The sequence below is a fragment of the Pedobacter albus genome, assembly GCF_036324255.1.
Taxonomy (GTDB): domain Bacteria; phylum Bacteroidota; class Bacteroidia; order Sphingobacteriales; family Sphingobacteriaceae; genus Pedobacter; species Pedobacter albus.
The window spans coordinates 1,946,280-1,961,578 of sequence record NZ_JAZDQT010000001.1 but is presented as its reverse complement, the minus strand read 5'-3'; the positions used below and the strand labels follow the sequence as shown (position 1 = coordinate 1,961,578).

Annotated in this window: 13 protein-coding genes; 9 read left to right on the top strand and 4 right to left on the bottom strand. The window is 37.4% G+C overall.

Annotated elements, in window-relative coordinates:
* Positions 1 to 2 precede the first annotated feature (2 nt).
* The gene (locus tag VRU48_RS08130; RefSeq protein WP_330107423.1) at positions 3 to 665 is read left to right on the top strand and encodes a hypothetical protein; all 663 of its coding nucleotides are present in this window, start codon (positions 3 to 5) and stop codon (positions 663 to 665) included.
* A 17-nt stretch (positions 666 to 682) separates the two neighbouring features.
* On the opposite strand, the gene VRU48_RS08125 is transcribed toward VRU48_RS08130, so the two are convergent.
* Entirely contained in the window at positions 683 to 2,101 is a 1,419-nt protein-coding gene (locus tag VRU48_RS08125) for a TlpA family protein disulfide reductase (RefSeq protein WP_330107422.1), read from the bottom strand.
* 63 nt (positions 2,102 to 2,164) lie between these two features.
* Positions 2,165 to 2,449 carry a hypothetical protein gene (locus VRU48_RS08120; RefSeq protein WP_330107421.1) on the bottom strand — a complete coding sequence of 95 codons (285 nt, stop codon included), beginning with the start codon at positions 2,447 to 2,449 and terminating at the stop codon, positions 2,165 to 2,167.
* 487 nt (positions 2,450 to 2,936) lie between these two features.
* On the opposite strand from VRU48_RS08120, the gene VRU48_RS08115 reads away from it, so the two are divergent.
* From VRU48_RS08115 to VRU48_RS08080, 8 genes are all read left to right on the top strand, one after another.
* Positions 2,937 to 4,211 carry a tyrosine-type recombinase/integrase gene (locus VRU48_RS08115; RefSeq protein WP_330107420.1) on the top strand — a complete coding sequence of 425 codons (1,275 nt, stop codon included), beginning with the start codon at positions 2,937 to 2,939 and terminating at the stop codon, positions 4,209 to 4,211.
* A gap of 112 nt (positions 4,212 to 4,323) precedes the next feature.
* Positions 4,324 to 5,307, top strand: coding sequence for a hypothetical protein (locus VRU48_RS08110; RefSeq protein ID WP_330107419.1), 984 nt, complete (start codon positions 4,324 to 4,326; stop codon positions 5,305 to 5,307).
* A 199-nt stretch (positions 5,308 to 5,506) separates the two neighbouring features.
* Positions 5,507 to 5,701, top strand: coding sequence for a hypothetical protein (locus tag VRU48_RS08105; protein WP_330107418.1), 195 nt, complete (start codon positions 5,507 to 5,509; stop codon positions 5,699 to 5,701).
* Positions 5,702 to 5,754: 53 nt separating this feature from the next.
* Positions 5,755 to 7,584, top strand: a complete 1,830-nt coding sequence (locus VRU48_RS08100) for a hypothetical protein (RefSeq protein ID WP_330107417.1) — start codon at positions 5,755 to 5,757, stop codon at positions 7,582 to 7,584.
* Positions 7,585 to 7,922: 338 nt separating this feature from the next.
* Positions 7,923 to 8,432 (top strand): hypothetical protein, encoded by a 510-nt coding sequence (locus VRU48_RS08095; protein ID WP_330107416.1) that lies wholly within the window; start codon positions 7,923 to 7,925, stop codon positions 8,430 to 8,432.
* A 163-nt stretch (positions 8,433 to 8,595) separates the two neighbouring features.
* Entirely contained in the window at positions 8,596 to 9,072 is a 477-nt protein-coding gene (locus tag VRU48_RS08090) for a hypothetical protein (protein ID WP_330107415.1), read from the top strand.
* A 321-nt stretch (positions 9,073 to 9,393) separates the two neighbouring features.
* Entirely contained in the window at positions 9,394 to 10,005 is a 612-nt protein-coding gene (locus tag VRU48_RS08085; protein WP_330107414.1) for a hypothetical protein, read from the top strand.
* Positions 10,006 to 10,020: 15 nt separating this feature from the next.
* Positions 10,021 to 10,563, top strand: a complete 543-nt coding sequence (locus VRU48_RS08080; RefSeq protein ID WP_330107413.1) for a hypothetical protein — start codon at positions 10,021 to 10,023, stop codon at positions 10,561 to 10,563.
* 581 nt (positions 10,564 to 11,144) lie between these two features.
* Here VRU48_RS08080 and VRU48_RS08075 read toward each other — a convergent pair.
* On the bottom strand, positions 11,145 to 11,630 hold the full coding sequence (locus VRU48_RS08075; RefSeq protein WP_330107412.1) for a hypothetical protein: 486 nt from the start codon (positions 11,628 to 11,630) through the stop codon (positions 11,145 to 11,147).
* A 16-nt stretch (positions 11,631 to 11,646) separates the two neighbouring features.
* Entirely contained in the window at positions 11,647 to 14,826 is a 3,180-nt protein-coding gene (locus tag VRU48_RS08070; protein WP_330107411.1) for a DUF6443 domain-containing protein, read from the bottom strand.
* Positions 14,827 to 15,299 lie beyond the last annotated feature (473 nt).

Sequence of the window (15,299 nt, the reverse complement as noted above, 5' to 3'; positions counted from 1 at the left end):
CAATGAAGATTTTTCTTGATAAAATAAAAGGTTTGTTTGAAAGTCCAAGAGATTTAGACCATACAGATTTAGAAAGTTTCATGGTTAACATAAGATTGGTCATTGAACATGAAAACCTTAAAGAAGTATATAAGATCTTAAATTTGTATTGTAATTGGTGCATGCACGCTAAGATTAAAGATTCTTTAGTTGCATACCGTGTACTGGAACATATTACAAATGCGATTATCAAATGTAATCATGATCCTGATAATTCTACTTGGTACAGCGACGCTGTAATTGAAGGGCTAAAAATCCACGAACTACAATATGAAATAGAAGATTTCATATTTAGATTTAACTTAGGGATTACTTTGTTTAGCGAACGTAATTTTTGGAAAGGTTTTGGAAAAGTGCTAATAAATAATCTAATGGAACGCCCATTAGAATTAAATCTATCAACTAAAAACCCTAAACTATTAAAGATTATGGACCGAATAAATGAGGTGGCAAATGAAGCAAACCAACCCAATGCAACAGTCTTTTCTTTAGAATTTATTTACTTTCAAAGTAAGCAATATTTTAGGGTTCTTAGTGGGACACGAAGCCACCCCATGGAAATACTGGGTGAGATGGTTATAATTACCTTTAATGACTATGTTTTTAAAAATCAAATACAACACTGAATAGATGCTGGTTTTTCTTATCTGTCATCCGTCAAAATCTTTAAAATCTCTGGTTTAAATTCTGTATCTGTGGGCAGATAAAATCGATCATTAACAACCTTACCACCTTTGCTTAATACTAGATACCTTGGTAATGTAAATATTTCAAAAAACCTTGTTAGTGCCGATATTCCTCCAGTATTCGCTAATCTATATTGAAAGGGTTGGGCATCTGTGCCTTCTTCCTTCATTGCCTTAATCCAATCTTTCTCATCCTTGTCCGTGCTTATACTTAAGAAACGGATGTTTTTTCCTTCGAGTTCTTTTTTAAACTTTTCAAAAAAGGGCAACTGCTGTCTACACGGGGCACACCAGCTGGCCCACATATCTATCAAGAAATATTTCTCTTTGGCATTTTCAAAGACATTCTTTAGGGTTGTCATATTATTCTTGGAATCGATCAAATTAACTTGATCCATATCAAAAAAAACTGCTTTGCCGACCATCATTGCACTTAATAGTTTTTGGTCGTACTCACCAGCATACTGTCGTATTCTTTCAATATTATTGGTGTATTCCAAACTGTTTTTCTTAGGTACATTTCTTACATACCGCATAAACTTTCCATAGATATAATCCCTATTGATTTTATCAAGGTGATTTAGGTAAAAATCTATAAAATCGAGAGGCTTGGATTTTCGGTCTTTATTGTTTTGTTTAAGCCAGTAATTGCATAGGAGGCTGAACATCTCATTGACTAAATCTCCATCTATATCTTGAAAATCAATATTATTTATAGCTTCGTTAAATAAAGCATCGTATTTCTCTTGATCTGGCTTGATATTGCTGTTGTCCTCTGCTATCTTAAACGTTTTAGCTATAAGGTGAATTTTACTAAATGTTACCCAATTACGTTTTTCCTCTATACCTATAACCTTCGAATGATATAGGCTATCAACTTTTATGCTATCTCTCGAAAATTTTTTGCTTAAATCATTTAAATAGTTTTCGAATTCCGTACTAGCACTTATTTTCTTAGTAAAATCAAATTCAGCTGTATATCCAACCGCAATATGCTGATCCAAGAAAATTGATGATGGAGTTTTGTTTATGGGTATTAACTCATTATCTTCTCTTTTAAACACCAGGCTATCAGTTGGAGATAAAAGCATGGTATGTCGAATATGGGTTATTTTATTGTCTTTTGTAAAGCCGACCGAATATCTAAATTCAGTTAGTTTTTGAATAGGTATATGCCTAATTATAGTGCTGTCTCTTTCTGAAACGTTGCGAAAACGATAAAAGTTTTCTCCACCAAAAAAGAAAGTAATGTATTGTTTTGCCTTTAGTTTGGCCACTATTGTTAATGCCTTGGACGGTATCGAAAGTGAAATTAACAGAAACAATAATCCAAAAACAATATACTTATTGTTTTTATGTGTTATGGCGTAAGGCATATCTAAGTATTTATATAATTACAAAGAAAATTACCCGAGTTTAACCCGAGTAATCTCTCTATTCTAACTCCAGATATAGCTATGCTCGTAATTTCCATTAGCGTCAGGACAATCATATCCGTAATGAGTACTACTGCCTGTTGCATATTCGGTTGCTTTATTCTGTGCTTCTTGAGCTGTACCATATTCATCCATAAATCTTCTTTCAACAACCCCATTGACTGTCTTAATTGAATAAACGATACATCCCTCGGGAGTTGTTCCTCCTCCTGATCCATCACCTGGGGCAGCTACTCCGCCTGCTACTTGTTTCATCTCAGCTTTACTGAGTAAATTTGCTTTTTTCATTTTTAGATTGCTTTAAGTTAAATGATTTATTAAAATAAAGGGAAACTATAGAATTAATCCAACATCCCAAAGAATGTAAAAAAATAGAACATTTCCTTATGTTTCTTTGTCGCTGTTGAAGCCTTGATATGGTTGAAAGATAATGATGCGCTAACAAAGAACTAAAGATATATGAGGTTTTTTATATCAATAAATTCCTCAAATTATAAACCTGTAAGCTCAATACGCTTAAGGAAGGTCTTTGTATGGCCTTTATTTAAACCTGAGAAGTTTTGATAGAATACCAAAAACTGGGTGGTAAAACTGCTTTAGAACGTTATAAGGGGCTGTAAAAAAGAAAAGAGATTCTCCATCCAGACGAATCTCTTTTTCTAACCAAATATAAACCTGTATGAACGGGTACTGCGTCCTCAACCCGCAAAGCGGGTTGAGTTATCTTTTGAAGCCGTATAGGGACGAGAGTAGGGACGAGTAAAACGAAAGTTTTATGAAAACCTTAAAAAGACAAACAGTAAAAACAACAAAGCACCTCTTAGCTAATTTTAATGGAGTAGAAGTGTTTCTAGTAGTTCCAGAAGCTGGAGCAAAGGAGCAAAAATACTACCTTGATTATAAGAAAGAGGTACGAGAAAAGTATTATGGCAAAGGCTCAGTGAAGAAAAAAGCTGTCGAATACTTCAAGTCAATAGATGGATTAGGCTTAAGACAATCGGTAATTACTTCACAACTAGTTGAACTTTTTAAGTCGGATTTGTCTGTAATTGAAAATGAAATACTGTCAAAGGAGCTTCCAAAAGAAATAGGCTTACACAGTAAACTGATCGCTGTACTAAAGTCATTTTACGCTTATAAGGAATTGCAACAAAGGGAAGGAACCGTTGGGAAAACAGCAATGTATGGTTATAAACATCATCAGCGGAAACTTGAGCTATACTTTTCCCTTCCTCAGTTTAGCAAATTAACTTTAGCCGAGCTTAATTCTGGAATTTGGCTTAATTATCGAATTGACCTTTTAAACAACAGATATAACTTTGGTAAAAAGCCATTAAAGAACAGCTCAGTGAATCAGCATTTTTTGTACGTAGCTCAATTATATTCTTGGCTTATTGAATATAATGAATTGCCTATAAAGAATCATCCTAATAAGCTAAATAAGCTGAACGAAGCACAGCAAGAAAAACGATTTAAAGTTATATCAAATGACCTGCTAAGGGAATTCTACGATATTTTAGAAACTTACGAAAAGTATTATTTTACTAGATTATACTTATCTGCCTTATTTCTGTATGAAAATAATATAAGACTTTCTGAACAAGTATTAATTAAGGTTGCTGACGTTAATTTGGAAAACAATACTGTTAAAATTGTAAATAATAAAAATGACAAGATAAGAACCGTTATTATCTCAGCTAAAGTAATGGAACTAATCAATATCATAAAAGCAAACACAATTAAGTCAGGAATTCAGATTACTCCCGATATGTATATTGTCGGTGGATATAACATGTTTAAATCAGGAATACCTCACGGACAAAAAGAGTTGGGAATAGTGATGAGACGGTTTAGAAGAAAGTACCCTCAATTCGGAAAAATAACATTGTATGAACATAAGCATACCTCAATTACCCATCAATTTAATAATGGTGTTGACCCTTACCAAATCAAGGAACGAGCAAATCATGGGAGTATTTCAACAACTGAAATATATTTGCAGGCAAGCAAAAAGGTAACACCTTATGAATTGAATTTCGATTTGGAGTAATTGGAAATGGCATCCTGAATTATATAACTTTACAAGCGGAGTAGCAATAGTTGCTCCGCTAATCCAAAAACAGATCATACCCCTATAAAGCAGTTTTTATAACAGAAAATGGATGGAAGCAATACATAATGAACCCCAACTTTTGATTACGCCAACAAGCCAGTTGAGGGCATGCCTTATTGAACAAACAATTAGAGATAAGGGAACTTTCTATCTTAACGATGCCATTGTTGAAGAGTTAGCTTATGACGCAGTAGCGCAAAGCTTTCGATTTTCTGGTATCTATCCAAATCTGTTCGCTAACGCGGATGAAGCTAAAATATTCAAAAACAGATTAGAGGATTTGGTCAAAAATAGCAATTCTCGCCTCAAGCATTTAAAAATTGAGCATATAGATGATATCCTTTTTCTTACCTATTTCTATACAGGCTATTCTGCAGAGATTTACGGTTATAATGCAAATAAAAAGTACCTTGACGATTTTATTGATGTTTTTATTGATCTGCTCGACAGCAAGCATATGCCAACTGATGGGGACTACGTTTGGCTTCCCGATGTAGTTACAGGGATTGAGAGCGAAGTCGGCAAACATCTGTTTACAGAGGAGGAACTAAAACTGAACGGTGGGTTCAAGGTCTATTCCAGAATGGTTCCCCCCGATAACAAGATTTATCATTTCGCAAACGACAGGCCGATTGTGATCGATAAACGTGATATAGATAAAGATGCTATCAAGCTACCTGAACGTTTGTCAAAGATGCTGAACGAAACAATAATCAGGTACATAATCGAGGAGCACAAAAAAGCCGATACACAATTCTATAAGGAGCTGACAACGGGATATATTGATACAAGGTATTGGAGGGAGCGGACTAAAACTAGAAATTACGGACGTAATAATAGAATGTTGGTTAAACTGATCCTTCAGCTTGATAGCTATCTACATGCCAACAACAAATCTTCGTCAATTACAGACCGCAGGGAACTAATCTATGACCTTTTGGCAATCGTAAAGATGTTGCCGATGCCCTTAAAAAGAAATAGGGCAGACAAAGCATCAGCTATAAGAACAATATTAAAAGATAATCCCTTATAGAGGGAAATACAATCTGAACGGTTAAAGGTAAAGTTTTATTAAAGGCCTCATTGCAGAATGCAGTGGGGCCTTTTCATTTCTTTTAAAATAATTCGACCGCCTGCATTTCCCCCTGCTCTCTTACACTCGTTCTCACTGAGAGGACAAGGGAGCAAGCTCTTGCCCAGTAATGAAGAGCATTAAACAATCCATTATTCTTATGGAAGAACTTAAAAAGCACCTAAAAGAGTGCAAAAAAGTGACGGTAAAGGAGTATACGTCGCTATCTACAGGTGAAATACGCCTTTACATCCAGTTCCATTTTGCTCGTGGAGCAAAAGAGCTGTCGATCAGCTACAGTGAAGAAGCTGAACAAATGCTGAACAATTACTTAATGGGTAAGCCCTTAGAGTAATAGCTAAACGCGGAGGGGCAACCCTCCGCCTATTGACTTTAAATCGTATTAAAATGAAAAAAAAACTAAAGACCATTGAGGTCACAGCCAAAATAGGACAAAGAATAATCGATCTTCCAGAGCTTAAACCATTGCCCAATAATGCAATTATCTACAAGGCTAGGACAGGCTTAGGTGCAACATACTCAGAAATCAACTCTGACCGGCACAGCTTTATTATCGAACCAAACGTGCCAGTAATAATGGGTAAGGTTCAGGAGCATAACAGTAATCTAGAAAACAAGGATAGACAGATTTTCGGGGTTTACAAAGGAGTTTATAGAGATGATATCCTAGAATATCTTACCTCAGAGTCAAAGTATAAAAAGATACTTACAACACCCGAAGGGTTTATTGATAAGATCATGCCCGCTATCAAGGAAAATCTTGATTTCTACCAGAAAAATTTTTACCTGCTTATAGATGAATGTGAGAAAAATATACAAGACACGAGCTACAGAGCGAAGATTAATGCGCCATTCGATATCTTCTTTGAGTTTGAAAACAAAGGCCTTATTTCGGCCACCCCTTTGCCCTTTAGCGATCCAAGATTTGCTGAACATGGTTTTGTAAGATATGTTGTGAAGCCCGATTACCGCTTTAGCCAGTCTTTAGAGCTTATCAGTACCAACAACGTGCTGGAAGCCTTTACAGATTATATCAAAGACAATCCAGAGGATAGGTACTGTATTTTTGTTAATTCGACAAATACAATAGAGGCATTAGTGGCCAAGCTCAGAATTAGTGACGAAAGTGCCGTGTTCTGTGCGGATGAAAGTGTTCTGAAGCTGGAGCTAAAAGGATTGCATATTGCCCGAAGCGATTTTGGGGATAGGCATATGAAAAAATATAATTTCTTTACAAGCAGGTATTTTTCGGCATTTGACATGAAACTCAGCTACAAGCCCCATGTAATCATGCTTACAGATGTGTTCTTTGCAAAGCATTCAATATTAGATCCCGTAACTGAAGCTATCCAGATCGCAGGCAGGCTTAGAAACGGAATAGGAAAACTTGCCCATATCACAAATTACAATCCCGAATTGAAGTCAATGGACAAAGAAGAGGCTATATTGTATCTTGATGGAATAAAGGCAATGTTCAAGAGCATTCTGCAGTTGGCAGGGAACATGACACATAAAGGCAAGACGGATTTCTTAGAGCAGATACGGAAAGTTGAGTTAGCTAAATTCTTTAAGCCAAATGGAGACTATGACTGGTTTATGTACGATAATTTTCTAAATGAAGAGAGGGTTAAGGGCTATTATCAAAAGCCCGAACATCTTTTAAAAGCGTATGGGCTGGCCAACGAACACTTTGTTCTTAGCCCAAAAGAAGCCTGTTACCTTCTAGGGGATGGGGATAGATTGAAGAGAGAAACCAGAGAAAGCCAAAGAGCGCTCCTCATGGAGATTGCCTGTCAACTGGATAGTGTTGAAAAGGCTACTTTTTATCTTGGGGATAAACAACGGGAGATAGAATTGCTCAGAAACTTGAATAAAACCCTAGTTGAAGGGTATTATGCTATTGGCCTAGAAGGTCTGAAAAAAGCAAACTACGTTGAAAGCAAGATAAAAAGAGCTATAGAAACAACAAAACAACTACGTTTGTTAAAGTGCAATAAAACTGCAGTCCTAGTATATGAATATCTCAAATCTAACTCTAGATATACAGATGAACGGATTAAGGTGGTTCTTGGTTCGATATATAACAAGATGGGCGTCAAAAAGAGACCCAAAGCATCCGATATCAAGCTATTCTATCGTGTTCAGAGGACTACTGTAGGGAAAGGAAAGGGATATGCAACCTTTAATAAACTTTTTGAAGTGAAACCCAAAAATTAGCAAAAAAACATTTTATAAGGGCTCTTGATTTGCCCACCCCCTCCCTAATCCAATCGTGAAAACGAATAATGTATCTCTCTTGCGTTTTGAGAGGTTATTCCAAGACCAATAAAACTTCGCTTGTTTAAAAGGTGAAAAATCCAAGTAATTCAGTATAAGAAAGACTGCCCAAAACAGAATAATGTGTGGAAATTGCACTAGCCAGTAGGTTTGACTTCACCCCCGACGCATTGGACTTTGGAAAGCAAAAGAGATTTTCAAAGCTTCTATGTTAAAACAGAAGCCTTTTCTTTCAAAAGCCAACTAGAACTATTTCACCTTTTAAACAGTCAAGAACCATGGATTTTATCAAGCACAAACAAGAAAACAACAAGAATTTGGCTTCGCTCAACGAAATAGAAGAGCGGTTGAAGTCGCAAAAGCCCAAATACAAGAACTACCAAAGGGCAAAAACCCACGGCTCGAAGAACCAGACCGATACCAACAGCGCAATCGAATTCTTTTATCACTCGCTCGTCGAAAAGGTAAAAGAGCTTCATGCCACGCTCCCAAACAAAGAAGATAGAGTTGTAATTTTGCTCGACCTTACAAAAGACCCAGTTAACCTTTCAGGAATACACTGTCTTGTTACTCCGAGCTTTTTTGTCCACCTCGAATGCGATTATTACAACAACTATAAGGTAGAGTACCAGTTCTTCAAGTGTCAGTTTGAGGGACAGATACAGGAGCTGATAAACAAGCTTTCGCTTCGTAGCTACAGTACGCAGATTACAACACAGCCTGAATATCCGGCATTCTTCAAAAGATGTCTACAGGTAAATCCTGAAAGGTTCATCCATTTGCTGTAGCATCACAAATACTTAAAGTCAAATCACCTGGCATACTGCTAGGTGATTTTTTGTTTTATGGCCTTTTGGTCGTATCTGCCTTTTAAACGGTAGAGAGTACAGCTCCAACATCGGTCATTTATAAGGTAACACAGTTCAACGAAACAATTTAAAATAGAACAACATGAAAAAACAGAAAACAGCCTCGCCACCCACAGAGGAACAAAAACGTACAGAACTCGAAAAGATATTTGAATTGGCTTGCAAGACGGCCAGTGAATTTCTTAAGCCATTCGACATGGAAAAATACCGTACAGTGGTAGCAATTGATCACGAGAAACTAAAAACACATGAAAACCTCATAAAAGAGTTCCTCTGCTTTCACTTTAAGCTGACCTTGTGCAAGAACAAGAACGGCTACTTTCTGATATATTTTAATTATGATGAAGAGGCGATTTCCAAATTCGGAACTAGGGTATTCAATCAGACCTTGAGAGCGTTGGTCGCTATTTCTGCAAGGGAAAAAACGTCCATTGATGTTCAAGACCGAATAAGGTTTGCTACCGAACCGTCGGACATTCATAATTTTCTATGGAAACGGATGATCGACAAGGAAAAGGAATTTGTTGTTATTAAAGCGATTGAAAGAGACAGTGCCTAAAAATATGGAGGCTTTGCGCCTCTATATTTTGATTATCTTCTTTATCTTTACGTTATTATTTAAACAAAAGAAAAAAGCTATAGTAAAATAAAAGTAGAATAAATTCATATTAAGATAATAGCGTTAGCTATCGGTTCTTGCCTAGAAATCTGGAAAATTTACAAGCACAAGAACAGATAAGCCTAATGCCCGCGTGAATAGCGTGGGCTTAGCTTGTTTGTTGCGTGGGCTTTTCCAGAGCCTCTAGGGCAGACATAGTTAGGTTCCACGCTATTTTGTTTTAAAGGCCGAAATGGAATCATCGGCGATAAGCAAATCTAAATGTCTACAATCTCTAAAACGGTTATTTTGATCATAACCCTGCTATGTAGCTTAACTACATATGCCCAAGAAAGCCTTCTCAATAATCTGGACAACAAGAACGGCTTCAACAATTTGAAACTTAAAAGCACATTCAACGAGGTGAAGAAGCTCGTTAGCCTAAAGAAGGTTAATGAAACCAAAGTGAAAAATGGCAAAATGGAATATTATTCTATAAAGAATGCCAACGAAACGTACACGTTTGGAAGTTACAAAGTTAAAAGTATATCCCTTGGCTTTTTTAACAGCAATGAATTACAGATTAATGTTTTGGCATTTATAGAGGTAAACCTTGCCGATTCTAGATTCCTCAGAGATTCTGATCAATTAAATGAAATGCTAAAAAAGGAATATGGTCTCCCGACCAATAGTTCTAGCTCTGATGATAGTTTTGAGCTCAGGCAAAACCAGATTGCTTATACACTTGACTGGCAAGGAGAGAAAGTATTTTTACGGATGACAAGATGGAGCGCACCCGTAAATGAAAGATTTGAGTTTTTGGGGAACACTTATAGATATTATGACATAGGTATACTCAATTTTACTAACGAAAGGGCCAATAACGGTTTTTAACCTTAATTCTTCATTATGTTTAGCATATTTAAAAAGCAGGCTTCGTCCATAGCTGATGAACTCTTTACAATCGAGAACCTTCCCTTTATCTTTCAGAGCGAATACTACAGCTTAGCATGGGGGAAGCGCCATTATGGGTTTTACATAGCACCAGATGGAAGAAAATACAGGTACGATATGCCGGAGGAATGGAATTTCTATTCCTGTCCAAACGAAAAGATGGTTTGGGGCTATGAAACCGATGGCATCATTAGCCCTGAAAGCCTTTTCCAAAATCTTAGAAGCTCAACCGAAGTCCTTAGACTATTCCCAATGATGCGTAGAAAGGCACCGATAACACAAACAATAATCGATGATCTGTTTGCATCACAGGTAAAATATGGAGATCGATACATGTGTGATGCAGGCATCCGTTCAAACGCATTACTAGTCTATGAACAAGAAACAGGTCTTTACAAAAGAATACTGTTAAGGGCAAGCGGAGATAGGGAAATGGTTAACAAAAGTGACTATGCACTGCCAATAGTACTAGCATTAGGAGAGGCAAGCTTAAGATGAAAAAGGGGCCACAATACTGTAGCCCCCTTGCAAATGCTCATTAAGTCGGCCAATAATAATATAGCAATGAATTGAAAAAGCAGAATAGAGACAATTATTCCAAGTAGTACTCTTTGCAAATTCCTCATACACCACTATTATTGTTTGCCTTTTATGGCAAAATATTGAGTTCTGACAGGCTTAGTTAGAAAAATAACAAATGTAAATAAATAACAAATGATAGGTAGTAAAGCTATTGCTCTAATTACATTCATGTGGGCCTTACCTAACAATGGAACATAAATTGTATAGGTAAAGTTGAAAATCGTAGGCGAACTATATTTTGGCTGAACCCAACTAAGATTATAAATACCTGATATGCAAATAATGATAGCTATAACCCAAGTTAGCCGGCTTTTGTAAAACAACGAAACGGATAAAACGGCTAAAAGAACTACCTCATTAACGTGATAATATTTGTTTTTTATCAACATCATTGCTATTTCAAATAGAATAATGAGGATTAGTAAAGAGGCTAAGAAATACCTTGTTATTTTCACCTAAAGAGCATTGGTTTAGGAGCAATTCGATTAAATGAACAATTATCGATAGAAAATTAGAAACCCACTTACATCATCTATTTTGGTAAGTACCTTCCATTTGAACAATTGATAGATAATGGCATTTTGATAATCAATGAATTCTTTTTTTAACATTCTATTCGTAAAATATATCTTAAGAAATGCCTCTAAACCTTTTTTAGCATCTTTTTCGATTTTATCAGCTTTTTGCATTTCTAGAATATTCAATTTTTCCAAATTGATCTTAGGCAACGATATTGTTTCATTCTTTAGCAGTCTTCCTTTGATAAGCTCATAATATTTTGTTTTGTTGATTTTGTTTTTTTCGTTAACCAAGTAAAACAAGTCATCATTTTCGATAATAATTTGCCTTTTCTCAGTGCCGAAACTTGCATTTATACACACAAACCAGCTGTTTCGGTCAAAATCATTTAATAGCTTTTCATAAAAGAGGTTGGGATGCGAACAAAGCACAAAAGTCAATAACAAACACAAGCATAATTTCATAGCATAAAAAATTTAATTAACGATTATCTTCTAATAAATAGGCTGGTATTTGCCTACCTCCATAAGTGGTTCTTTTTGGAAGGCCAATATCTGCTCTTGCTCTATTTTCAGCTTTAACTGCACTGACTTCATACATCCAGACTCCACTTTTTGTTTTGCTAAAATTTGTTTTTCCTTGATCAACATCATATCCATGACCTAAAAGTTCGTGGGCCAATACAGTTTGAGGAGGCCCAATTTCGTCCGACCTAGTTCTTGAATACGGATTATACTCTGTTAGGCTTCCTGTTGGGATTCCCTTCATGTCGTCACTTTTTGATAGTGCTGAGTTTTGGTCTCCTTGTCCTTTTTCAGTCATGACTATCATATGCTTGTTTTTGCTTTTTTGAAGAGTGCCTAATCGCTTAGATAATTCCTTGTCACCTTTAGAAAGCCTATTTAAATCATCGGTTACCTCCATGACATAATTATTGTTCCCTTTATATTCCTTGCCGTTTTTTTCATATAGCTTCCCGTTTCTGTACTGTACTTGTTGATGGGTAACACCACCATCTTTATCAGTTACATTAAATCCTATCCATATTTCTTTGCCGTCCGGATCTATAAATCTTATTGGATTGTTCGCCCCATAAACATACGGAGAAAGCACTTTCATTTTCTCAGACAAAGGATCAACTGCGTTCCATCTTCCTACCAAAGGGTCATAAAAGCGTGCACCATAGTCGTACTGTTCCAATTCTTCCTGTAGCTCTTTTCCATTGTAAAGATATTTATTGTTGCCGAACTGTGAAGATTTTCTAAGTCCGAAGGCGTAATAATCGTCAGCCTGTAGTTTTTGCAAGGCTCCCGTGGTAGGGTGCTTGTTAAAGGTATACCTCACATTTCCCAAATGGTCTGTAAGATTGTACTCGTAGGCGTAGCTTCCTCCACTTTTTCTTGCCAAACCTTCCTCTGTCTGGATAAATTCTATAGAGCCGTTTGAATATTGGATGCCATTTATATAATCTGATACAGCTCCGGTTGTGCTGTTCGTCTTTTTCAGTTTCTGTCCTACGGCATTGTAAACGTAGGACAGGCTGATGCCCGAACCCGTTGCAGAAACAGGAAGATTTAGCTGGTTATAGCTTACAGATACAGCTGTCCTCGCTAAGCCAACAGTGGCTGTAGTCGCATTGCCATTGCCGTCATAGGCATAGCTAGAACTGGCCAATGGCCCACCTGTAATGTAATTGAGCTGATTGCCCGTGTAAGTGTAGACACCTGTTGTGGCTCCATCCCTGCTCATCGAGCTGATGTTTCCCATTGCATCGTAGCTTATTGCCTCGCTCATATAGGTGCCCGTGCTTGTTGCATTTGTCAGCCTGCTAAGCTTATCGTAAGCATATATGAATTTATTCCCGAAACCAGTACCCCACAACTGCGTGCTTATATTTCCGTTGTACTGTGGATTGGCGGTTGTGTCATAGCCAAGCCTGATATTTAGCTCAGGAGAAATACTGCCAGTAAGCCATCCCCGTTCGTTATTTGAGAATTTTGTCGATTGTAGGAAGGTAGCGCCATTATCAGTACTGTGTAGGCTTTTCTGCTTTAATTGGCCAATTTCATTATACTCCAATTTGTTAAGCACCACTTCTCCTTGGCTATTTATGTTTTCTTTGGTACTAACTTTACGTCCTAAATGATCGTAATTGTAAGAATTGGCAATAATCGTAGTTGTACTATTGGCCGAATGTGTTCTAGTGCTGGCGGTCAGTTCTCCGGCGAAATTATATACATTATCGATGATATCGGTACCGCCTAAGTGGTTTTCGCTCTTGGTCTGTACAATTCTGCCTTTATTGTCGTAATAATTAACCGTAAGCAACCTGTCGCTAGTTCCCAATGTGCCAATTCTTGTTCCTGTAGCGAGGCTTCTAGTTCGTCCGTCTGCAACCTGAGGAAAAACAGGTTGGCCAAAGCTGTTTCCATAGAAATTGTAGTCGTCATAATAGCTGATGTTAAGGTATTCGGCTATTCCCGTAATAGGAAGTGAGAGATTGCTATAGCCTGTACCAGTACCATTGCTATTGGCATCGTCCCTGCTTTCCCAAAGTACAGACTGGCCGTCAATGCTTGCTTGCAATGATGCTCGGCCCGATGAACTATTGGCAGTTCCGGTTAATGTCGCCCTTCCGATTGCATCATACTTAATAAACGACCATTTGTTATTAAGTCGTTGGATACTATCCTGCGTCATTACGATCTGGTCAAGCTTGTTGTACACTAAATGATCCCAGCCCTTTCCTGGGATCTTCTTTTCTATGACCCGTTTTCTGCCGTCATGATGATAGCCATAGACAAAATTCTTAAAAATGGCATCTGCCTCTGTAAAGGCCGTCAAAGAAACTGCAGGAGGAATTACATACCTAAGGTTTCCAATTTCATCATAAACATAATAAGTGGACAAAGCTGTGCTTTCGTCCTGCCAAATTGTTTTTAACACGAGCCTTCCTTCCATATCCTTAAACTCTTCGCTCGTACCGCCCTTTCCACTCATCCAGTTCTCGTCTTTGCTTATTGTTTTATATAGAGTGTTCGGCAAATAACTTGAAGAAGCCATTGCACCAGAGCTTGTTGTTGTCCAGTGAAGTACTTCGTTAACAGAATTGAACTTGCTGTCTGTTTTAACCGTGTGGCCAGAATTTGGTATGCTGGCACTGTAAGGTTGCCAAGAAGCGCCTTCTGCGCCCTGTTCCAAAACCTTATTGAGTGGGGATGCTTCAAAGACTGTTTTTTTGAAGGGATGTTGGCTTCTTGCAACATTTGCATCCCAGCTTCCCGTGCCGTAAAAACTTGTCTGGTTGGCTAACGCCGAATCCTTAAAGCTTCCGTTGTTGCTTGCCTGTTCCGCATAAGGAAGATATTTGACGGCCTCTCTACCAAGCGCATCATAGACCATGAATTGCACAATGTCTTTTCTATTTGGACTTGCTTTCCATTGAACTTTTTGGATAGGCCTTGCTAAACCATCGAAATAGGTTATGGTACGGTTGGCATAATCAACATCCAATAAAGCCAATTGAGAAGCATCGGTAATGCCATTCGTTTTTACCGTTGTTTCCATTACATAGTTCCTTGATGAGGTAGGGGTTTGTGCTAAGGCCATTCCGCAGATAATATGGAATGTAAAGGCAAAGAGGGGCGTCTTTCTGATCATTCTTGTTCCGGTTAGATGAGCATTCTAATTTAGAATATTTTGCTTTAAAAATTTAGTGGTTCGGAGCAAAAAAGAGTGTTCATAATTTTTACTTTATTTATTCCTGAACTCAGCCTTTCACTCTTTTTCGGCTTAGAGATTGCAAAGGCTAAGTCCAGTCATTTGTTTAGTGGTTTTATCATTGCTACTGTTGTTTTATAAGCGGTACTGCGTTAACTTTTCTGCCTGTAGTTCTTGGGTTAAGCTAGTGCTATAATTATTAGGTAAATCGGTATTTCGCAAGGCTCTGCTCTCAAAAAACACACGCCATCGTTATACACTGTCATGGTTTTTATATTGAGCATCGGTTGCTCTATGAAAGCTCTCCTTATCTTTATCTAGGATTTGCTCACTCATTCTTCGCCGCTTCATCCTGGATAAAGCTAACCGCTTTCCACTTTTCAGCTCACCTGCGTAATCGCTTCGGCTTCGCA